This window comes from Flavobacterium sp. LK-23 (assembly GCF_058135255.1).
On sequence record NZ_JBYUVT010000004.1, the window covers coordinates 122,016 to 145,305 of the forward strand.

Sequence of the window (23,290 nt, forward strand, 5' to 3'; positions counted from 1 at the left end):
TTTTATTGCAAATGAAAAAAATTACACTTTTAATCGCCCTTTTATATTTAAATAGCAGCAATGCACAAGAAGCTTTTTCAAAACCAACAGGATTGGTTGTTACAAAAGCAATGGTTGTTTCTGCTCGCGAAGAAGCTTCTAAAATTGGTGCCGACATCATGAAAAAAGGAGGAAATGCTTTTGATGCCATGGTCGGAACCGAATTGGCTCTTGCAGTTGCTTTTCCGTTTGCAGGAAATATAGGTGGCGGCGGATTTATGGTTTACAGAAAAGCAAATGGTGAAGTGGGTTCTTTAGATTATCGCGAAAAAGCGCCACTTGCAGCCACAAAAGATATGTTTTTGGATAGCGAAGGAAATGTTATAAAAGGAAAAAGCACGCAAACGGCACTTGCCATTGGTGTTCCTGGAACTATTGCAGGTGTTTTTGCTGTACATAAAAAATACGGAACAATGCCAATCTCTAAAATTCTGGAGCCTGTTATTGCTTTGGCAGAAAGAGGTGTTATTGTAACGAAAAAACAGGAAAAAAGTATAAAAGATTATCATGAAAGCATTGTAAAAATTAACGGCGAAAATTCACTTGTATCGGGCAATTTCAAAGAAAATGACACGATCAAGTACTTAGCTTTAGCAAAAACTTTAAAGAGAATTCAGAAAAAAGGAAGAAATGAATTCTACAAAGGCGAAACGGCAAAAATCTTAGTCGATTATCTTCAGAAAAAAGGCGGTATTATCACGATGCAAGATTTAGCTAAATATGAAGCGAAATGGAGAAAGCCGCTTGAGTTTACTTATAAAGATTTAAAAATCATTTCGATGTCTCCTCCAAGCAGTGGTGGAATTTGTCTCGCTCAAATCTTAAAAATGCTTGAACCTTACGATTTAGCAAAAATGGGACATAATTCTCCAGATGCCATTCAGGTGATTGTTGAAGCCGAAAGAAGAGCGTATGCAGACAGAAGTTACTTTTTAGGCGATCCCGATTTTGTAAAAATTCCGATTAAAGAGTTATTAGACGCGAACTATTTGCGCGAAAGAATGGCAAGTTTTAATCCTGAAAAAGCAACTTTATCTACTGAAATTAAAGAAGGAAAAGTTAATTATGCCGAAAGCACAGAAACCACACATTACTCTATTGTAGACCAATTCGGAAATGCAATTGCTGCTACAACAACTTTAAATGATGGTTATGGTTCTAAATATTACTGTGACGAATTAGGTTTCTTTTTGAATAATGAAATGGATGATTTTAGTGCTAAACCTGGATCTCCAAATATGTTTGGTTTGGTTGGAAATGAAGCCAACAGCATTGCTCCGCAAAAACGTATGTTAAGCTCTATGACACCAACAATTGTAGAAAAAGACGGAAAACTTTTTATGGTTGTGGGAACTCCAGGTGGTTCAACCATTATTACTTCTGTTTTGCAAACGATATTAAACGTTTACGAATACAAATTAAGCATGCAGGAAGCGGTAAATGCTCCTCGTTTTCATCATCAATGGTTACCCGATTTAATAACTTTCGAACCTAATACTTTTGAAACAAAAACTATAGATCAGTTAAAAGCTAAGAGTTACATTATCAACGAAAAACCAACTCCAATTATCGGAAAAGTAGATGCCATTTTGGTTTTACCTGACAATAGATTAGAAGGAGGAGCAGATTTTAGAGGAGACGATACAGCGGTTGGTTTTTAAAGTGATTCTTGATTTTATTTTTTTTAAACAAGATTAAAATCTAATTTTGTAAGATCGATAATTTTTAAAACATAATGATAAAAAAATATTTCAGACGACTTGAAAGTATAATTGCTTTGGCTCAATCTTTAATGACACCAAAACAATTTTTGTTTTTATCTAGTGTTTTAACTGGAATATCGTGTGCATTTGCGGTAATTGTCCTTAAAACATTCGCACACAGCGTTTTTTCTTTTGCAACTTACATCAACGGAATTCTAAAATTGAGTTTCATCAATAGTATTTTGCCTATTATTGGTATTACACTAACGGTTTTTGTTGTAAATAAAGTTCTTAACGGAACTATCCAGAAAGGAACTTCACAGATACTTTATGCTGTTGCCAAAAAAGCAAGTATTATTCCGAAAAAGCAAATGTATGCCCAGATTGTGACCAGTTCGTTAACGGTTGGTCTAGGAGGTTCTGCTGGTTTAGAGAGTCCGATTGTGATTACAGGAGCCGCTTTTGGTTCAAATTTTGCTCAAAATTATAAGTTACAATATAAAGACAGAACGCTTTTAATTGGCTGTGGCGTTGCGGCCGGAATTGCTGCCGCATTTAATGCGCCAATTGCAGGAGTGCTTTTTGCTATAGAAGTCTTATTGGTAGATGTTAGTATCTCTGCCTTTACCCCTATTATGATTTCTGCCGCAACAGGTGCTTTGGTTTCTGCCATTGTTTTGGACGAAAGCATTTTATTAAGCTTCAAAAAACAAGAAACATTCGATTATCATAATATTCCATTTTACGTTCTTTTAGGAGTTCTTACTGGATTGGTTGCTATTTATTACTCGAGAAATTTCCAAAAAGTAGAGCATTATTTTGCCAAACAGCAGATTAATCCATATAAAAAAGCTTTGATTGGTTCATCGTTATTAGCATTATTAATTTTTATTTTTCCAACACTATTCGGTGAGGGTTACGAAAGCATTAAAACATTATCTGATGCGGATCCTGGACTTTTATTGGATAATACTTTGTTTGCCGATTTTAGAAATAATCAATGGGTACTTCTTTTATTTGTTGGAGCAACAGCAATGGTTAAAGTTTTTGCTTCTGGATTAACTATTGGGAGCGGTGGTAACGGAGGAAACTTTGCTCCATCTCTATTTTTAGGATCTTATTTGGGCTATTTCTTTTCTAAATTGGTTACAATGATTGGCTTATCTAAACTTCCTATCAGTAATTTTACAATGGTTGGAATGGCTGGAATTTTGAGCGGTTTATTTCATGCGCCACTTACTGCTATTTTCTTAATCGCAGAAATTACTGGAGGCTATGGACTAATGATTCCGCTTATGATTGTCTCTTCAATCAGTTTTGCTATTTCTAAGCGTTATGAAAAGTATTCGCTTGACGTAAAAGGTTTAGCTAAAAAAGGACATGCTTTTACGAGCAATAAAGATTCTAATATTCTTTCTACTTTAGAAATTGACACTATCATTCAGTGCGATTACTTAACCGTTCATCCAGATGAAAACCTAAGCAAATTGGTAGATTTGATTTCACACTCTAATCAAGTTGTTTTTGCGGTTGTAAACAATGATAAAGATCTGGTTGGAGTGGTGCATTTTAATGATATTCGAGAAATTATATTTAACTCTTACCGTGTAAAATATACTTTCATTAGAGATGTAATGAAAGCACCAACTGCTACAATTTCTACACTTGACAGCATGGAAATTGTAATGCGCAAATTTGAAACCTCAAAATCTGCTTTTCTTCCTGTTTTAAGAGACGGAAAATATCACGGATTCATTTCAAAATCGATAGCTCTTGAAGCATATAGAACAAAACTCCGTTCTATGACAATTGAATAGACTTAATATCGGATAAGTTAAAAATTTTTATTATCCGATATTAAGAAGTACCTTTGTAGGATTATGTTTAATATTGACCTAACATACAGAGAAGAATTTCAATCAACCTTTGATCGATTGTACCAAAAAAGGCAGGAACTGCAAAACAGCAGACCATTGCCTACTATTGCTTTGAATAAAATACGAGAAAGTCTTTCTTTAGAATGGACTTACAATTCAAACAGTATCGAAGGGAATACACTTAGTTTGAGAGAAACCCAAATGGTTATTCAAGAAGGAATTACCATAAAAGGCAAATCGCTACGAGAACATTTTGAAACCCATAATCATGATAAAGCTATTGATTACCTCTACTCTATTGTAGATGAAAATTATAAGTTAAGAAGTATAGATATTCTCTCTATTCATGGTTTGGTAATGCGTTCTATCGAAGAAGATTTTGCAGGAAGAATTCGCAATGGAGGAGTTCGAATTTCAGGAGCCAATTTTATGCCTCCAAATGCCAATAAAGTCTCTGACTATTTAGACGAATTAATCGATTTTATCAATGCAAATCCTTTAGGTTTAAACGATATAGAACTCGCCACGATCTATCATCATAAACTTGTCTGGATTCATCCTTTTTTTGACGGAAATGGGCGCACGGTTCGATTAAGCATGAATTTATTATTGATGCGATGTGGTTTTCCGCCGGCTATTATTCTTAAAAATGATAGAAAAAAATATTATGAAGCACTCAATCAGGCAAATAATGGCAATTATCAGAAACTAACCCTTTTAATGTGCCAAGCCCTAGAAAGAACACTCAATATTTATCTAGGTGCAATGCCTGGAAGTCCTTATGATTATCAATCGATTCAAAACATAGTTAGTGAACCTGACACACCTTATGGACAAGAATATGTCAGTTTATTGGCCAGAACAGGAAAAATTGACGCTTATAAAGAAGGCCGAAATTGGTACACCACAAAAGAAGCCATAGAAAACTACATGGCAACCCGAAAAAGAAAGCGCTAGTTTATACTAGCGTTTTTTGTTACTAATTGTAACATAAAGTTTTGCTATCGAGCACTAAAAGAACAAATCAAAGTGGTAACTTTGCGTTTTGCTCAAAATTATGTTAGATAAAGACAATACTATTGAAGTTCTTGGTGCAAGAGTTCACAATCTTAAAAATATCGATATATCTATTCCGCGTGAAAAACTGGTTGTAATTACTGGTTTATCAGGTTCGGGAAAATCTTCTTTGGCTTTTGATACGATTTATGCCGAAGGACAGCGTCGTTATGTTGAAACTTTTTCAGCCTACGCGAGGCAATTTCTTGGCGGATTAGAGCGTCCTGACGTTGATAAAATCGACGGACTTTCGCCTGTAATCGCGATTGAACAAAAAACAACTAGTAAAAGTCCGCGCTCTACAGTTGGGACTATTACTGAAATTTACGATTTCTTAAGGCTTTTATACGCGCGTGGCGCAGATGCCTACAGCTACAACACTGGCGAAAAAATGGTTTCGTATTCTGATGAGCAGATTAAAGATCTGATTATTCAGGATTATAATGGAAAACGCATCAATATTCTTGCTCCGGTTATTAAAGCCAGAAAAGGTCATTATGCGGAATTATTCCAACAAATAACCAAGCAAGGATTCTTGAAAGTTCGTGTAAACGGAGAAGTTCAAGATCTTGTTGCAGGAATGAAATTGGATCGCTACAAAACACACGATATCGAGATTGTTGTAGACAGAATGGTGATTGAAGATAATCCAGATACACAAAAAAGATTATCTGAAAGCATCAATACCGCAATGCATCACGGTGAAGATGTCTTGATGATTTTAGATCAAGATTCTAATGAAGTACGTTATTTCAGTAGAAATTTAATGTGTCCTTCAACAGGAATATCGTATCAGAATCCAGAACCAAATTTATTTTCGTTCAACTCTCCAAAAGGAGCTTGTCCACATTGCAACGGATTGGGAACGGTACACGAAATCAATGTTAAAAAGATTATTCCAAATCCGAAATTATCTATAAAAGCGGGTGGTTTTGCTCCGCTTGGCGAATACAAATCGTCTTGGATTTTCAAACAATTGGAAACCATTGGAGAAAAATTCGGATTTAAAATTACCGATGCAATTGAGAAAATTCCTGAAGAAGCAATGCAAATGATTTTGTATGGTGGAAAAGATAAATTTTCTATCAATTCTAAAGATCTTGGCGTAACGAGAGAATATAAAATTGATTTTGAAGGAATTTCTAATTTCATCAAAAATCAATATGACGAAAGCGCTACAACCAGCATAAAACGTTGGGCAAAAGATTTTATGGACGAAATTAACTGTCCTGTTTGCGATGGCTCACGTCTTAAAAAAGAAGCCTTATTTTTTAGAGTAAATGAAAAAAATATCACCGAATTGTGTGATATGGATATTTCAGATTTAACAGCTTGGTTTCAAGATTTAAATAGCCATTTGACAGATAAACAGCTTTTAATCGCTTCTGAAGTGGTAAAAGAAATTAAAGACCGTTTGAACTTTTTAATGAATGTTGGTTTGAATTATTTGGCTTTAAGCCGAAGTTCAAAATCGCTTTCTGGTGGTGAAGCACAACGTATTCGTTTGGCAACACAAATTGGTTCTCAGCTAGTTGGAGTTCTTTATATTTTGGATGAACCAAGTATTGGTTTGCACCAAAGAGATAACGAAAAATTGATTCATTCTTTGGAACAATTACGCGATATCGGAAACTCGGTTATTGTTGTTGAACATGACAAGGACATGATCGAAACGGCGGATTATGTAATTGATATTGGACCAAAAGCGGGTAAATATGGCGGAGAAATCATCAGTATTGGAACTCCAAAAGAAACTTTAGCTTCGGACACTATTACCGCTCAATATTTGAATGGTAAAATGAAGTTTGAAATTCCGAAGAAAAGAAGAAAAGGAAACGGCAAATTCTTAAAACTGACTGGAGCAACAGGAAACAATCTTAAAAACGTTTCGATTGAAATTCCGTTAGGGCAATTAACTTGCGTTACAGGAGTTTCAGGAAGCGGTAAATCGACTTTGATTAATGAAACGCTATATCCGATTTTAAATGCGTATTATTTTAATGGAGTAAAGAAACCGCAACCTTACAAAAAGATTGAAGGTTTAGAACATATTGATAAAGTAATTGATATTGACCAAAGTCCGATTGGAAGAACGCCACGTTCGAATCCGGCGACCTATACAGAGGTTTTTACCGAAATCAGAAATCTGTTTACTATGACTTCTGAAAGTATGATTCGTGGTTATAAAGCGGGACGTTTTAGTTTTAACGTAAAAGGCGGACGTTGCGAAACCTGCGAAGGTTCTGGTGTAAGAACAATCGAAATGAACTTTTTACCAGACGTTTACGTAGAATGCGAAACGTGTCAGGGAAAACGTTTCAATAGAGAAACTTTAGAAATTAGATACAAAGGAAAATCTATTTCGGATGTTTTGGATATGACGGTTGATGAAGCGGTTCCATTTTTTGAAAATATTCCGAAGATTTATAGAAAAATCAAAACTATTCAAGATGTTGGTTTGGGTTATATTACCCTTGGTCAGCAAAGTACAACGCTTTCGGGTGGTGAAGCGCAACGTATTAAACTGGCTGGAGAATTATCTAAAAAAGATACTGGAAATACATTTTATATACTAGACGAACCAACAACAGGTTTACATTTTGAAGACATTCGCGTTTTGATGGAAGTAATCAATAAACTGGTTGATAAAGGAAATACCATTCTTGTAATCGAGCATAACATGGATGTTATAAAACTTGCGGATTATATTATAGACATCGGGCCAGAAGGTGGAAAAGGCGGCGGACAATTGGTTGCCAAAGGAACTCCAGAAGAAGTGGCTCAGAATAAAAAGAGTTATACAGCTAAGTTTTTGAAAAAAGAACTAACTTAGTATCATTATTACAAATATTATTTTTATGAACAGTTTAAGCTTGAAAGTAGATTTAGATTTTAAAGAATTGATGAAAGTTGTAAAACAATTATCATCTGCTGAAAAATTAAAACTCAATGAAGTGATTTGGAAAGACGATAATATTGAAATCCCTGAAGAACATCAAAAAATAGTTTTAAGCAGAATTGAAAAAAGCAAAGCGTCTCCTGAAAGAATGCTTGACTGGGATGATGTTTCAGATTTACCAATTCAATAATTTTTGAAATGTACAATATTAAAATAGATCAGGAGGCTTTAAATGATCTAACACAAATAGTTAAATGGTATAACAACCAGTTAGAAAATTTGGGGCTTCGTTTTCATAAGCAAGTTAAAACTCAAATTAACTCATTAAAAGCTCAACCACATATTTGTGCTATTCGTTATAAAAATATTCGTTGCATGATAGTCAAAAAATTTCCGTTTATGATTCATTATTCAATTAATGAACAATTAAATTTAGTGGAGATTTTCTCAATCTTTCATACTAGCAGAACTCCTGAAATTTGGAACTCAAGAACTAAAAAGTAACAGATATATTATTTAAATAATCCAAAAAAAGCATAATCACCTGATAATGAACCAAAATTTTAGACATATCCATTGTCCAAACATTACTTTTGGATTATAAATCCTGTTTTTTATAACAATTCTAGAAAAAAGCGTTAATTTAGTGTCCGCTTTTTCTGAAAAACTCAAGCTTTTTAAAGAAAACATGTTTCAATTAAGCCGAATGGTTTATTTGAAGCCAACTGCCCTAGCCCTGATGGGAGCGGCATCTCCCGATTTAGAAAAACAAGGCTTTTTAGCCGTAGTTTTTGTTTATCGGGAATATAGCGGACAGCAGGAAATAGCTCCTAACTCCGAATATGCTTAGGATGACAATTACAGGGACAAAAACATAAATAAAATAATAAATTAAAATACCTAAAATGAGATTAGAAGATTTTGATAATGATGAAGATAAAGTAATTCAGGATCGTTTAAAACAAAGAACGTGGAATGAAATTAAAACCAATGACAGCTGGGCAATTTTTAAGATTATGTCTGAGTTTGTAAATGGTTACGAGGCAATGGGGCGTATTGGTCCTTGTGTTTCTATTTTTGGATCGGCAAGAACAAAACCAGAGGATAAGTACTATGAATTGGCTGAAAAAATTGCTTATAAAATCAGTAAAGCAGGTTACGGTGTGATTACAGGAGGTGGTCCTGGAATTATGGAGGCTGGAAATAAAGGCGCGCATTTGGGCGGAGGAATTTCGGTTGGTTTAAATATCGAACTTCCGTTTGAGCAGCATTTTAATCCGTATATTGATCATGACAAAAACCTGAATTTCGACTATTTCTTTGTGAGAAAGGTAATGTTCGTAAAATATTCGCAAGGTTTTGTGGTGATGCCAGGTGGTTTTGGAACTTTAGACGAAATGTTTGAAGCTATCACTTTGATTCAGACTAAGAAAATTGGAAAATTCCCGATTATTTTGGTTGGAGTTGAATTCTGGTCTGGCTTAATCGAATGGGTTAAAACTGTTTTGGTTGAAAAAATGCATACTGTAAGCCCAGAAGATTTGAATTTATTTAAAATTGTAGACACTGAAGACGAAGTTGTAGAAGCATTGGATAAATTCTACAAAAAGTACGATTTAAGTCCGAATTTCTAAATTTAATTTTCATGTGTGAGATTAAATTTCGCTGTGAACATCATACTATTTATCATTAAATTACGTAAATATCATAAAAATTGAAAGCTGTTTTTTTAAACAGCTTTTTTTATACTATTTTTACAAAAATCCGAAACCGCAATATGTCTGTAATTTAAGTATGTCTGATAATTTTTAAGCCACTATTTGAAAGCACTTTATAAAATTATTTGCCTCGTTTTAGCTTTATCATTTTCGATAAAACTAACTGCACAACATCAATCTAAGATGGAAGTGGCGGTAAATCTCGAACTTAAAACACTAAACATAAAACAAGATCTTACGTATCACAATACTACAAATGATACTTTGGCTTCGATTGTTTTGAACGATTGGAATAACGCTTTTGCTGATAAAAACACGCCTCTAGCAAAACGTTTTTCTGATGAATTTTACAGAGGTTTTCATTTGGCAAAGGCTGCCGACAGAGGAAAAACGACAATTATTAACCTAACAGAAACTAATTTTTCGGCTCTGGAATGGGAAAGAAGCAATCAGGATCCTGACTATATTACGGTTAAGCTGAATCGCAAACTGCTTCCTAACGAAAAAATCGTTTTACATCTTAATTATATTGTAAAAATACCAAACGATAAATTCACGCATTTTGGTTTTGATCAAAATGGCGGCATGGCTCTTAAAAACTGGTTTATAAGCCCTGCCCGTTTTGAAAATGGTCTTTTTGTAAAGTATAACAATTTCAATCTGGATGATATTGCCAATGCGGTGAGCGATTATGACGTTGAAATTAAAATTCCGTATCCATACTCTATTACTACCGATTTAAATTCGGTTTCTAAAGATACCAGCAATCAGGGTTACAATATTTATTCTTTCTCTGGCAGAAACAGAACCGATTTTAGTCTTTATATAGAAAAACAAAATAGCTTTAGAACATATGATAATGGTTCTCTACTGGTTGAAACCAATTTAAAAAATAAAAAAATAGACGAAATTCAGAAAGCAATTATCATTAATCGTGTGGTTTCTTATGCTGAAAAGTTTATTGGCAAATATCCGCATGAAAAAATAACCGTTTCTCAGATCGATTACGACAGAAATCCTTTTTACGGTTTAAATCAGTTGCCTTCTTTTATCAGTCCGTTTCAGGATGATTTTATATTTGAAATTCAGTTTTTAAAAACTTTTCTAAACAATTATCTTAAAAACAGTCTTCGCTTAGATCCTAGAAAAGACAATTGGATTTATGACGGAATCCAGATTTACGCCATGATGAAGTACATGGAAGAACATCATAAGGATGAGAAAATGCTGGGAAGACTTTCCAACATGAAGCTTTTTAAAAGCTACAATATCACGAATCTGACTTTTAATGAGCAGTATAGCTATTACTATATGCTAATGGCTCGTAAAAACTTGGATCAGCCACTTGGCGATCCAAAAAACACCTTAATAAAATTTAACGAGCAAATTGCCAGTAAATATCGAGCTGGTTTGAGCTTGAGTTATTTAGATGATTATATGAATGATGATATTGTTCCTAAAAGTGTCAAAGAATTTTACAATCTCAACCAATTCGGACAATCGAATCGTTATGACTTTGAGAAAATCTTAACCCAAAAAAGCCCAAAAAATATCGATTGGTTCTTTAAAACCATTATTGATTCGAGAGATATTATCGATTATAAATTTTCGAATGTTTCGAGAACTGCAGATAGCGTTACATTTTCGGTTAAAAATAAAACTGGCATCTACGCTCCTATTCCGATTTACGGAATTAAAAAGAAAGAAGTCGTTTTTAAAGAATGGATTGAGCCTACCAAAAAAGACTCTGTTTATGAGTTTAGCCGTAAAAATGCAGAAAAAATTGTCATTAATTATTATAATGAAGTTCCGGAATACAACCAAAGAAACAATTGGAAATCTCTAAAACATGTTGCGCTCAACCGTCCTGTTAAATTTAATTTTGCTAAAGATTTAGAAGATCCAGACTACAATCAGATTTTATACATTCCGACCTTAAACTATAATTATTATGATGGTATAACGCCAGGAATTCGTTTTCATAATAAAACCATTTTAGACAAGCCTTTTAATTTTGATATTAATCCGGCGTATTCTATAAAAGCAGGAACAGTTTCAGGTTCGTCTGCTTTTTCATGGAATCAATATTATAGAAACAGCACCTTATATAATGTTCGATATTCTATTAGTCAGAATTATTATCATTACGCCCCAGATGCAACTTATTTAAGATTAAATCCGATGGTGCAGTTTCGTATTCGAGAAAAAGATTTTAGAGATAATAGGAAACAGCTGTTTTTAGCTCGTCAGGTTATTGTAAATCGTGAAGCAAGCACCTACATTACAGATAATTCAAAACCAAACTACTCGATCTTTAATGCCCGCTATTCTAATACGAAAACAGAATTAATTGATCATTTTAATTTTATGACTGATTTGCAATTTTCTAGCGGTTTCGGAAAAGCTTCTGGAGAGGTTGAATACAGAAGACTATTTGAAAATAACAAAAAGCTAAATTTAAGACTATACGTTGGAACTTTCTTGTACAACACAACAAATTCAGATTATTTTAGTTTTGGCTTAGACCGTCCGACAGATTATTTATTTGATTATAATTTATTTGGAAGATCAGAAAGCACAGGCTTTTTTAGCCAGCAGTATGTTATTGCTGAGGGAGGTTTCAAATCGCAACTTGAACCTGCATATGCAAATCAATGGATGGCAACTTTGAATGCCAGTTATGCCATATGGAACTGGGTTGAGATTTATGGTGACATTGGTTTCTTAAAAAACAAGCATAAAAGTGAGTTCTTTGCTTACGATTCTGGAGTCCGTTTAAACTTGGTTCCTGACTACTTTGAACTCTATTTTCCTGTTTATTCTAATAATGGATGGGAAATATCACAGCCTAAATACAATGAAAAAATACGATTTATAATCACTTTTTCGCCAAAAACTTTAGTTACTCTTTTTACCCGAAAATGGTTTTAATCAAATAAATTTTAAACAAAAACTTGCGAAATTATCAATAAAATTAAATTTCATATAAAAATAACATAAATAAAATACGTAGTTTTTAGATTTGAATACAAATAATTAAATTATATTTATTTTAAAGAATTATGATTATTGATTGTTTTTAAGTAATTTCGCGACATAAACAACATGACGCTACAAGATTATGATAAAAGAAAAAAGCAATACTACACTGACATTTGAAGACTTCAAAACTGAGGTATTGAATGACTATAGAATTGCGGTAACAAGCCGTGAATGTAGTCTTTTAGGTCGAAAAGAAGTATTAACAGGAAAGGCTAAATTTGGAATTTTCGGTGATGGAAAAGAAGTTCCGCAGCTGGCAATGGCAAAAGCTTTTAAAAACGGAGATTTCCGTTCTGGATACTATCGCGACCAAACTTTTATGATGGCTATTGGTGAATTGAATGCGAAACAGTTTTTTGCCGGTTTATACGGTCATACTGATTTAGCTTTTGATCCTATGTCTGCCGGAAGACAAATGGGCGGACACTTTGTAACGCACAGTTTAAACGAAGATGGTTCTTGGAAAGACTTAACCAAACAAAAAAATTCAAGTTCAGATATATCTCCAACAGCAGGACAAATGCCAAGATTACTTGGTTTGGCACAAGCTTCAAAAATTTACAGAGAGGTTGACGGAATAACCATCAAAGATAAATTTTCTGTTAACGGAAACGAAGTGGCTTGGGGAACTATTGGTAACGCAAGTACCTCTGAAGGTTTGTTTTTTGAGACTATAAACGCTGCGGGAGTGCTACAAGTTCCGATGGTAATGAGTGTTTGGGATGATGAATACGGAATTTCTGTTCATGCTAAACATCAGACTACTAAAGAGAATATTTCTGAAATTTTAAAAGGATATCAGCGTGATGAAGATTCTAAAGGTTATGAAATCTTTAGAGTGAAAGGCTGGGATTATGCCGAACTGGTTTCTACTTACGAAAGAGCCGGAGCAATTGCGCGTGAAGAACATATACCCGTTTTAATTCACGTAAACGAATTAACACAGCCGCAAGGCCACTCTACTTCTGGTTCTCACGAACGTTACAAAAATGCAGAGAGACTGGCTTGGGAAAGAGATTTTGACTGTATTCGTCAAATGCGCTTATGGATGATTGCAATTAATATTGCATCTCCAGAAGAATTGGCAGAAATTGATTTCGAATTAAAGAAAGAAGTTTTAGAAGCTAAAAAAGAAGCTTGGAACAACTTTATTAATCCAATCATCGAGGATCAAAAAAACCTTCTTACTTTATTAGAACAAATTGCTGATGCAAGCATTAACCATAAAGATAGAATCAAGAAATTAATTTCTGAATTAAGTGCGATTAAAGCGCCTTTAAAGAAAGAATTATTGGTTTATGCTAGAAAGATTCTTCGTTTTATCGAAGTTCCAAACAGCAAAGTTCTTTTATCAAATTGGATTACAGATTTTATAGCAGAAACTCAGGAAAAATTTAGCAGTAATTTACATTCTGAATCATCTAAAAATGTATTTTCAGTACAGGAAGTTCTTCCTAAATATGCTGAAAATGCAAAACCAGATTTAGACGGAAGAATGATTCTTCGTGATAACTTTGATGCTTTATTTGCCAAATATCCTGAAACTTTAATTTTCGGTGAAGATGTTGGAAACATTGGAGACGTAAACCAAGGTTTAGAAGGGATGCAGGAAAAATACGGAGAACTTCGTGTTGCCGATGTCGGAATTCGTGAAGCGACTATAATTGGTCAGGGAATCGGAATGGCATTGAGAGGCTTGCGCCCGATTGCTGAAATTCAGTATTTAGATTATTTATTGTACGCTATTCAGATCATGAGTGATGATTTAGCTACATTACAATACAGAACAGTTGGAAAACAAAAGGCACCATTAATCATTAGAACTCGCGGACACCGTTTGGAAGGAATCTGGCATTCTGGTTCTCCAATGGGAATGATCATTAATGCTATTCGCGGAATCCATGTTTTGGTTCCGAGAGACATGACACAAGCGGCTGGTTTCTACAACACTTTGTTAGAATGTGATGAACCTGCTTTGGTTATTGAATGTTTGAACGGATATCGTTTAAAAGAAAAAACACCGCTGAATTTTGGTGAATTCAAAACGCCAATTGGAGTTGTAGAAACGCTAAGAGAAGGTTCTGATATTACTTTAGTTTCTTACGGATCAACTTTAAGATTGGTTATGCAAGCGGCTAATGAATTGGCAGAAAAAGGAATTGAGTGTGAAGTTATTGATGTTCAATCTTTACTTCCGTTCGATATTAAGAAAGACATCGTAAAAAGTGTTGCCAAAACAAACCGTCTTTTAGTAATTGATGAAGACGTTCCTGGAGGAGCTTCAGCATTCATTTTACAGCAGATTTTAGAAGAACAAGATGCTTACAAACATTTGGATAGCAAACCACAAACTTTAGCTGCAAAAGCGCACAGACCTGCATACGGAACTGACGGTGATTATTTCTCTAAACCTTCTGCAGAAGATATTTACGAGAAAATCTACGATATGATGCACGAAGTAAATCCCTCAAAATATCCTGCTTTATACCAGTAATTTAGATTATTTTAGATATTAAAAAAGCTCCAAGAATTTGGAGCTTTTTTTTGTTTTTTACTCAAAGTGACCGCATAGTTTTGTCATTTCGACGGAGGAGAAATCTCCGCGAGAAACTCCACAATGCTAATCAATCTTTGTCGAGCTACTTGCAAAGATTTCTCCTCCGTCGAAATGACAAGATTGTGGTAATATTATTCAAATTAATTAAAGATCCTTCAACATTGCTCGAGCTCTTTCCAAATCCTCGGCCGTATCAATTCCAATTCCAACATGCGTCGTTTCAACCATTTTGATGCGTTTTCCGAATTCTAAATATCTTAACTGCTCCAACTTCTCAGAAGCTTCTAAAGATTTCATTGGAAGGCTGTAAAAGTCTAACAAAGCCTGTTTTCTGAATGCGTAAATTCCGATGTGCTGAAAGTATCTTACCCCAACATTTTTCTCTCTTGGATACGGAATTACAGATCTTGAAAAGTACAATGCAAACTGCGACTGGTCTACAACCACTTTTACATTATTCGGATTATTGATTTCTTCTTCCTCTGTGATTTCGCGCATTAATGAAGCTAGATCAATCTTTTTATCTGAATCATTTTTAAAAACCGATAAAACCTGCTCCAATGGTCCAGCTTCTGTAAAAGGCTCATCACCTTGTACATTCACTACAATATCAACATCTAGATTCGCAACGGCTTCTGCAATTCGATCACTTCCAGATTCATGTTCTTTAATGCTCATAATGGCTTTTCCTCCATTAGAAACAATTTCATCAAAAATCAGATCAGAATCGGTTACTACAAAAACATCATCAAACAATTTTGTCGAAACTGCCGCTTCATAAGTTCTTAGAATTACTGTTTTGCCTCCCAAATCCTGCATTAATTTGGCAGGAAAACGAGTTGAAGCATATCTGGCCGGAATTACCGCTATTATTTTCATTTCAAATATATTTTAAGCAAAACAAATGTAGACATTCAAAATTAAGTTTAAAAGAAATTGCATTACCAATAGATTTCATCCCTTTTAAATCGATCTTTTTAATTTTTCTCTTTTTTAGTGGTCATTTTGTAAGTATCTGTTAAATAACAATTTAGTAGTCAAAATTTATCAATTTAATCACGAATTGTAAGATTTTTTTTAACTATTTTTGTGTGATTTTTAATACAATAAAAACATATCCATCTAGTATTAAAACCTTTACAAATACCCAATTCTAACTAAAATTTAGAAATCATGAAAAAGGAAATTAGAATTTCAACTCCAAAGCAAAACAGCTCTTCTCAAAGCAAGACTGCACACATTGTAGAACTCATTGAACAAATTACAAGCTGTTATCCTCACAAAATTGCCCTAATTGACGATTTAAAAAAGATTACTTATCAAAATCTCAATGAATCAGCCAATCAACTAGCGCGATATTTACAGCATAAAGGTATTAAATCAGGCAGTAAAATAGGAGTTTGCATACCTCAATCGGCAAATCGAATTATTGCATTTTTAGCCATTTTAAAAACAGGAGCTTCCTATTTACCTATTGACAGCGATTTACCGCAAGCTCGAATAAATATGATGACTGCTGATTCAAGAATTGATTTAATGCTCACATCAAATTCTTTATTAGATAAAATTAAAAGCCCCGAAACCACTTTTACGGCATTAGATGTACTCATTGAAAGTGAAGCCTTTAAACAATTAACCAAAAAAAATCTCCTTATCCCTATTTTGCCAAATGATCCAGCCTATATAATCTATACTTCAGGAAGCACAGGAATACCAAAAGGAGTAACAATCGGGCATCATTCGTTGTCCAATTTTGTGCAATTTCAGTCGGATCTTTTGGGGTTATCAAATGAAAATATCACGCTTCAATTTGCTTCTCCTAGTTTTGATGCTGCCATAATAGACATTTGGGTACCTCTTATTAAAGGCGCTTCTATTTATTTATATCCAAACAATAAGATGGTAGGGGAGCCACTTTTAGACTTCATTGTAAAAAACGATATTGATACTATTCCGTTACTGCCACCAATGGTTTTAGCTTCGCTTCCTCACAACAGGCCAATTGGAAAACTTAAAACGATAGCGATTGGCGGTGAAGCTTGTAGTGAAAACACTATAAAGAACTGGTATAATAAAATTCGACTGATTAATAGCTATGGTCCAACTGAGGCCACGGTTGCAGTTAGCAATTACGAATTTAAAACTGAAATAAATCCGAGAATCATAGGAACAGCAATGCCTTTTGCTTCTTTATTAGTTTTAGACGAAAATTTAAATATCTCAGATAAAGGTGCAGTTGGCGAGCTTTACATTGGTGGAGATCAATTGGCTCTTGGTTATTTAAATCGTCCTGATGACACCAAAAAAGCTTTTATAACCACTCCAAATTGGCTTTTGGAAGAAACAAATTACAAAGAGAAAATCTATAAAACAGGAGACATGGTCGTATTAAGAGAAGATGGAAATCTAGAATTTTATGGCCGTAAAGACGATCAAGTTAAAATAAGGGGCTACAGAATAGAACTGGCTGAAATTGAGCATAATATTTCCAAACTGCCTCAAATTTCACAAGCTGCATTAAAAGTGCATAAAAAAGAAAATGGTCTTCCTGCTTTGGTGGCTTTTATTCAATTGCATGCTCAAAAAGAGGACGAAACAAAATCGTTACAAAATATAAGAGCAAAACTGCAGCAAATTATGCCAGCTTACATGCTGCCGGATAAATATATTGTAATAGACAAAATGCCGCTGACACATGCTGGAAAAATTGACAAAGCGATATTAGAAATTCCGGAAAATAATACCAGAAATAATACAACACCAAAATGGAAAGACGACAATCTTACTGAAATTGTAAAACATATCTGGAAAGATTTATTGTCTCTTACAGTTATAGAAGACGATGATGATTTTTTTGAATTAGGCGGTCATTCCCTACTTCTTGCACAGCTCCATACTAAACTTCCTGAACCCATTCGCCACCGTATCAGCCTTCCCGAACTTTATATTTTTACGACCATTTCTACATTTGTACAAGAAGTTGAAAAACGAATGAAAGAAACAGAAGTTTCTCAAAAAAGAAAAGCCGAAGAAATGGTCAATGAATTAATTAAGGACGCTGAACTGCATATCGATTTTACAATAAAAAAGGCACCAGATCCGATAGTTTTAGAAAAACCAAATTCAATTTTTCTTACAGGTGTAACTGGTTTTGTAGGTTCGCATTTATTAGAAGAACTTCTGCATCATAACACTGCAAAAATTTATTGCCTAGTTCGAGCCAAATCTCAACAAGAGGGTTTAGAACGAATAAAAGAAACTTTTGCCAAATTTAAACTTCCGTGGTCTCCTAAATATGATGATCGGGTTATGACAATGATTGGCGATTTGTCGTTACCGCTTTTTGGCATGAATACAGAGAATTATGGCTTTATAACCGAAAATATAGAAGTCATTTATCATTCCGGAAGTTCCGTTAGTTATGTCCAGCCCTATCCGCTTATTAAAAAATCAAATATTGACGGTCTGCATAATGTGATTGATCTTGCCGTTACCAACAAAATCAAATATTTGGTTTTATTATCATCTATGGGCGTTTTTAGCTGGGGAAGACCCTTTACAAAAAAAACATGGATGTACGAAGATGATTCAATAGATCAAAATATGGCAGCTGTTTCTCGGGATTTAGGATATATAAAAACCAAATGGGTAATGGAAAGCATTGCCGAAAAAGCAAAAATGAAAGGTTTGCCTATCATAAATTTCAGATTAGGATTTGCCGTTTGTCACAGCACTTCGGGAGCTACCGTAATGAATCAATGGTGGGGAGCACTTATTAGAAGTTGTGTACAGCTCAAATCATTTCCGTTGGTTATGGGCTTAAAAGACGAGTTAACAACCGTAGATTATATGTGTAAAGCCATTACACACATAAGTAAAAAGAAAGAAGCTGTTGGTCTTAACTTTCACCTTTCTCCTATGGCTGAAAATGATGTTTCCTTAACCGATTTTTGCGCCAAAATGAACGAGTATTATAACATAAATCTCGAAGGAATGGAATATCATCAATGGCTTAATCAATGGAAATATGACAATAATCTGCCTATTTATCCTTTATTAAGTTTGTTTACAGAAGATGTTCATGAAGGCAAATCATTGGTAGAAGCTTATGAGAATACTTATTACTATGACAGAAGCAATACCAAACTTTTTTTAGCCGATTCGAATTTGAATCCCCCCGTATTTGATAAAAAATTAATGACGCCTTACTTAGAATTTATGGGCGTATTTGAAGAATTGAATTCATAAAATAAGTGGGATAGCATTAAACGATGTTGTCCCCTTTTTTTAGTTTTTTATCCACTAAATCATCTTTAACATCTTGATCTATATCTACTATACTTTTCTAAATGAAGAGAACCATAAAAACCTATTAAAAAACGAGCTTCCAAAATTCTCTGCCGATTTTATAAAAAAAATAACCCGTTTTAGAAAATGGCAGGACGCACAATTATCTCTTTTGGGGAGAATGCTACTTTTTAAAAGCATAAAGGAAATTTACAATCTGGAACTTAGCCCAAAAAGCATTGCGTATAATGATTATGGCAAACCTTATTTTAAAGGAAATCTTGTTCATTTCAGTATTTCGCATTCGGGAGAAATAGTAGTTTGCGCCGTAAATGATCATTCTGAAATTGGCATTGATATCGAAAAAATGTCTAATCGCAATATTATTGATTTTGAACCCTTAATAGATCAAAAAGAATGGCTTAAAATTAGCACTTCAGAAAACCCTAAAATTTCATTTTACGACTATTGGACAAAAAAAGAAGCAACCATAAAAGTTTACGGAGAGGGTTTCGGCAGTGATTTTATTCACTTTGAAACTTTAAATAATACACTCCCAATCAAAACGGTTAGATTCTATTATAAGAAAATCGATATCGATAAAAGCTACATGTGCCATCTAGTTTGCAAAACAGATTTAATCGATACTCGTGTAGTCAAAATCACTTTTTAATAAATTGAAGCATGCATTTATAATGGAACCGTTCAAATTTCTGCAAGCCTTTATATTTTTCCAAAGATTAAAAGGATTAAAGTAATTTCAAAAAAACTTTACTCTATCTTTTAATAAAAAATCTGTGAAAATCTTTTTAATCTGTGGCAAACAATTACTCTTCAAAGCTCTCGTCTTTAAATCCTATCAAATATAGCTTATTTTTGGCACGTGTCATCGCCGTATAAAGCCATCTAATATAATCAGTATCAATTCCGTTTGGAAGAAATGGCTGTTCGATAAAAACGGTATTCCACTGCCCTCCTTGCGATTTATGACAAGTTATCGCGTAGGAGAATTTAACCTGCAATCCGTTAAAATATTCGTTTTCTTTTACCTTTTGAAATCTTTTATATTTGGTTGGCTCATCTTCATAATCTTTCATCACTTCTTCATACAAACGATTCGATTCTTCATACGTTAAAGAAGGCGATTCGCTTGCTAAAGTATCTAGAATTAAAACCGTCTCAAAAGGTTTTTGCTCTGGATAATCGACCATTCTTATTTTTACTTTCGCAAACTTAAAACCATACAATTCTTTTATTCCGAAAAGTTCTAAAACTTCAATAATATCTCCGTTGGCAATAAATCCAGCTTCGTCTGTTTCTTTCAGCCAGAAATAATTGTTTTTTACTACCATCAAAAAATCTCCAACCGAAAGTTCGCTTTCTTTAAATAAAATTCGGCTTCTGATTTGCTCATTATATTGATTGGCACGTTTATTAGAACGAACAATAAAAGCAGTATCTTCAATGCTATAATTGCTGTATGCAGTATTAATCGCATCTTGAATATCGTAACCGTCAGTTAGTCGAACAATGTCTTTAAACTTCTTTACATTGAATTTAAATTCGGTTATAAAACTTTCTTTCAACAATTCACGTAATTCTGTTGCGTTGAATAAAATTCCTGAACTTTCTTCCTGACGCATTACTTCGTCCAATTCGATATGTTCAATTTCTTTGTCATAATGAATGCCCAAAGTCTGAATATCTAGTGCTGGACTAATATCTAAATTTACTGGAGGCAACTGAGCAGTATCTCCCAAAAGAATCATTTTGCAATTGCTTCCAGAATACACATAATTAATCAAATCGTCTAGAAGCGAACCGTTGTCTAATGTGCTATCTGAAATCATCGAAGCCTCATCGACGATAAAAATGGTGTTTTTATGTTTGTTGACTTGCTTGGTAAAAGCCACTCCGCCTCCAGAAGATTTCTTCGGGAAATATATTTTTTTATGAATCGTAAAGGCCGGATTATTCGAATAATTGGCGATTACTTTTGCCGCACGTCCTGTTGGTGCTAACAAAACATATTTTTTATTGATCTCGCTAAGATTATTAACGATAGTAGAAATAACGGTAGTTTTTCCCGTTCCCGCATATCCTTTCAAAACGAAAATAGTGTCGTTTTGGGGTTCGGTTAGAAAGATTGCAATTTTCTGAAAAAAAATATCCTGTTTGTATGTTGGAGCAAAAGGAAATCGTTTTTGTAAAGTACCGTAAAACTGTGCAGAATTCATAGAGTAATATTGAAATACAAAGGTCGACTTTTTTAATGGCAATGGCAAAAATCAATTGCAATGGCAAAATTCAATATCAATAGCAATTTCAATAGCAATGGCAATGGTAAATTCAATATCATTAGCAATTTCAATGGTAAAGTCAAATTAAATATGAAAATTAAAATACTATCTAAAACCTAAATTTAATTACAACCTTAAATAATTGACAATAAACAGAATGATAATATTCTGCTAACTTTCTTGTAATATTAAATTTTGAAATTGCATATTAATTAAGTCTTTTTCATTGATATTGAAATTGACATTGTTATTTTTTTTATTTGTAAGTTTGTGGTCGCTTAAATTCTTTCTTGATTTAAAACAGGTAACGAATTGTAAATCAACTATGTCATTACAAAATACTAACATTACTTCAAAAAATTACAGAAAACTTTCTATTCAGGTTTCACTGACTGGATTTTCATATTGCTGTTTTGATACTTTAAATAATATCATCACTTCTTTTAAGGAAATAAAGTTTGATACTAGCAGCAAGACATCGCGAATTGAAGATTTATTCAACGATGCTTTCAAAAGCAATCCCGAATTAAAAAATACTTACGATGAAGTAATGGTTATTCACAATAATAATCTTTCGACTTTTGTTCCGACTGCTTTGTTTGATGAGAATTATTTAGGAAGTTATCTGCAATACACTACAAAAGTGTTTGATACCGACTTTTTTACTTTTGATCAAATTCCGAATTATCAGATGAACTCGGTTTATATTCCGTTTGTGAATATCAACAATTTCTTAATCGATAATGTGGGATCTTTTGATTATAAACACGCTAACAGTATTTTGGTCGAAAAACTTTTGGATAACTCAAGAAATAACGACGATAAGAAAATGATCGTCAATTTTAATCCTGAGAGTTTTGAAATTATTGTAGTCCAGAATCAAAAACTTTTGCTTTTTAATTCATTCGAATATAATACGCCAGAAGATTTTATCTACTATATTTTATTTACAGCAGAACAAATGAGCATGAATCCGGAAAGTTTCAAATTAGAATTATTAGGAACTATTTCAGAAAATGATCCATTTTATGCCATCGCTTACAAATACGTGCGACATATTTCTTTTATGGATGTTTCAAAACTGAAGGAAAGAAACAGCTTTACAACCGCTCAAAATCAAAAACATTATATCTTATTTCAATCATGAGAATCATTTCAGGAAAATACAAAGGACGCCGAATTTTTCCGCCAAAAAATCTACCTGTAAGACCAACGACTGATATGAGTAAAGAAGCATTGTTTAATGTTTTGAATAATCATTTTAGTTTTGACAGCTTAAAGGTTTTAGATCTTTTTTCGGGAACTGGCAATATAAGTTATGAATTCGCTTCACGCGGAAGTGCTCCCATTACTTCTGTTGATGGCGATTTCGGATGCGTAAAATTTATCAAACAAGTTTCATCAGAATATGATTTTGATATTGCTGCAACCAAAAGCGATGTCTTTAAATTCTTAGAAAATTCTAAAACTACTTACGATATCATTTTCGCAGATCCACCCTACGGATTGGATCAGGCAACTTTTGAGAAAATTGTTTTAACCGTTTTTGAACGAGATTTATTGGAAGACGACGGAATGATGATTATCGAGCATTCAAAATACACTAAACTGGATCATATGAGTAATTTTTCTTTCCAGAAAAGTTATGGCGGTTCTTTCTTTAGTTTTTTTGAATTGAATTCGACCGATGAGGATGAAGAATTACCACATGATGCTTCTAAAAAAGAATCTGAAGAAGATGAAGGGTAAATAAAAAGCAAATATTAAAATATTAAAATCCCAAATTCTAAACTCGGCACTTCTGAGAAAATT

At 33.7% G+C, this 23,290-nt stretch carries 17 protein-coding genes; 15 read left to right on the forward strand and 2 right to left on the reverse strand.

What is annotated here, in order from left to right; genetic code table 11:
- The first annotated feature begins 11 nt into the window (after window positions 1–11).
- The 10 genes from ggt (at window position 12) to AC3Y25_RS08095 (ending at window position 14,828) form a co-directional block, all read left to right on the forward strand.
- Complete coding sequence (gene ggt, locus AC3Y25_RS08050) at window positions 12–1,700, forward strand: gamma-glutamyltransferase (protein WP_489902390.1); 1,689 nt, start codon at window positions 12–14, stop codon at window positions 1,698–1,700.
- 74 nt (window positions 1,701–1,774) lie between these two features.
- The gene (locus tag AC3Y25_RS08055) at window positions 1,775–3,559 is read left to right on the forward strand and encodes a chloride channel protein (protein ID WP_489902391.1); all 1,785 of its coding nucleotides are present in this window, start codon (window positions 1,775–1,777) and stop codon (window positions 3,557–3,559) included.
- Window positions 3,560–3,622: 63 nt separating this feature from the next.
- Window positions 3,623–4,576 carry a Fic family protein gene (locus AC3Y25_RS08060; protein ID WP_489902392.1) on the forward strand — a complete coding sequence of 318 codons (954 nt, stop codon included), beginning with the start codon at window positions 3,623–3,625 and terminating at the stop codon, window positions 4,574–4,576.
- 100 nt (window positions 4,577–4,676) lie between these two features.
- Complete coding sequence (gene uvrA / locus AC3Y25_RS08065; RefSeq protein WP_320491961.1) at window positions 4,677–7,508, forward strand: excinuclease ABC subunit UvrA; 2,832 nt, start codon at window positions 4,677–4,679, stop codon at window positions 7,506–7,508.
- Window positions 7,509–7,533: 25 nt separating this feature from the next.
- Window positions 7,534–7,764, forward strand: coding sequence for an addiction module protein (locus AC3Y25_RS08070; RefSeq protein WP_489902393.1), 231 nt, complete (start codon window positions 7,534–7,536; stop codon window positions 7,762–7,764).
- An 8-nt stretch (window positions 7,765–7,772) separates the two neighbouring features.
- Window positions 7,773–8,078 carry a type II toxin-antitoxin system RelE/ParE family toxin gene (locus AC3Y25_RS08075; RefSeq protein WP_489902394.1) on the forward strand — a complete coding sequence of 102 codons (306 nt, stop codon included), beginning with the start codon at window positions 7,773–7,775 and terminating at the stop codon, window positions 8,076–8,078.
- 184 nt (window positions 8,079–8,262) lie between these two features.
- Window positions 8,263–8,424, forward strand: a complete 162-nt coding sequence (locus tag AC3Y25_RS08080; RefSeq protein ID WP_489902395.1) for a hypothetical protein — start codon at window positions 8,263–8,265, stop codon at window positions 8,422–8,424.
- 55 nt (window positions 8,425–8,479) lie between these two features.
- Window positions 8,480–9,208, forward strand: coding sequence for an LOG family protein (locus AC3Y25_RS08085; protein ID WP_250836677.1), 729 nt, complete (start codon window positions 8,480–8,482; stop codon window positions 9,206–9,208).
- 267 nt (window positions 9,209–9,475) lie between these two features.
- Entirely contained in the window at window positions 9,476–12,223 is a 2,748-nt protein-coding gene (locus AC3Y25_RS08090) for a gluzincin family metallopeptidase (RefSeq protein ID WP_489902559.1), read from the forward strand.
- Window positions 12,224–12,413: 190 nt separating this feature from the next.
- Window positions 12,414–14,828, forward strand: a complete 2,415-nt coding sequence (locus tag AC3Y25_RS08095) for an alpha-ketoacid dehydrogenase subunit alpha/beta (protein WP_489902396.1) — start codon at window positions 12,414–12,416, stop codon at window positions 14,826–14,828.
- Between the two features lie 207 nt (window positions 14,829–15,035).
- Here AC3Y25_RS08095 and kdsB read toward each other — a convergent pair whose 3' ends face one another.
- Entirely contained in the window at window positions 15,036–15,770 is a 735-nt protein-coding gene (kdsB, locus tag AC3Y25_RS08100; RefSeq protein ID WP_489902397.1) for a 3-deoxy-manno-octulosonate cytidylyltransferase, read from the reverse strand.
- Window positions 15,771–16,064: 294 nt separating this feature from the next.
- Here kdsB and AC3Y25_RS08105 point away from each other — a divergent pair, with 294 nt between their 5' ends.
- Entirely contained in the window at window positions 16,065–19,139 is a 3,075-nt protein-coding gene (locus AC3Y25_RS08105) for an amino acid adenylation domain-containing protein (RefSeq protein WP_489902398.1), read from the forward strand.
- 73 nt (window positions 19,140–19,212) lie between these two features.
- The gene (locus AC3Y25_RS08110) at window positions 19,213–19,851 is read left to right on the forward strand and encodes a 4'-phosphopantetheinyl transferase family protein (protein ID WP_489902399.1); all 639 of its coding nucleotides are present in this window, start codon (window positions 19,213–19,215) and stop codon (window positions 19,849–19,851) included.
- Window positions 19,852–20,005: 154 nt separating this feature from the next.
- Here AC3Y25_RS08110 and AC3Y25_RS08115 read toward each other — a convergent pair whose 3' ends face one another.
- The gene (locus tag AC3Y25_RS08115; protein WP_489902400.1) at window positions 20,006–21,415 is read right to left on the reverse strand and encodes an ATP-dependent DNA helicase; all 1,410 of its coding nucleotides are present in this window, start codon (window positions 21,413–21,415) and stop codon (window positions 20,006–20,008) included.
- A gap of 60 nt (window positions 21,416–21,475) precedes the next feature.
- Between AC3Y25_RS08115 and AC3Y25_RS08120 the strand changes: the two genes are divergently transcribed.
- The 3 genes from AC3Y25_RS08120 to AC3Y25_RS08130 all read left to right on the forward strand — a co-directional run bounded on the left by AC3Y25_RS08120 (window position 21,476) and on the right by AC3Y25_RS08130 (window position 23,227).
- The gene (locus AC3Y25_RS08120; RefSeq protein WP_489902401.1) at window positions 21,476–21,598 is read left to right on the forward strand and encodes a hypothetical protein; all 123 of its coding nucleotides are present in this window, start codon (window positions 21,476–21,478) and stop codon (window positions 21,596–21,598) included.
- 205 nt (window positions 21,599–21,803) lie between these two features.
- Window positions 21,804–22,625, forward strand: a complete 822-nt coding sequence (locus AC3Y25_RS08125) for a DUF3822 family protein (protein WP_489902402.1) — start codon at window positions 21,804–21,806, stop codon at window positions 22,623–22,625.
- Window positions 22,622–23,227, forward strand: a complete 606-nt coding sequence (locus AC3Y25_RS08130; protein ID WP_427874538.1) for an RsmD family RNA methyltransferase — start codon at window positions 22,622–22,624, stop codon at window positions 23,225–23,227. The genes AC3Y25_RS08125 and AC3Y25_RS08130 overlap by 4 nt, the downstream gene beginning before the upstream one ends.
- The last annotated feature ends 63 nt before the right edge of the window (window positions 23,228–23,290 follow it).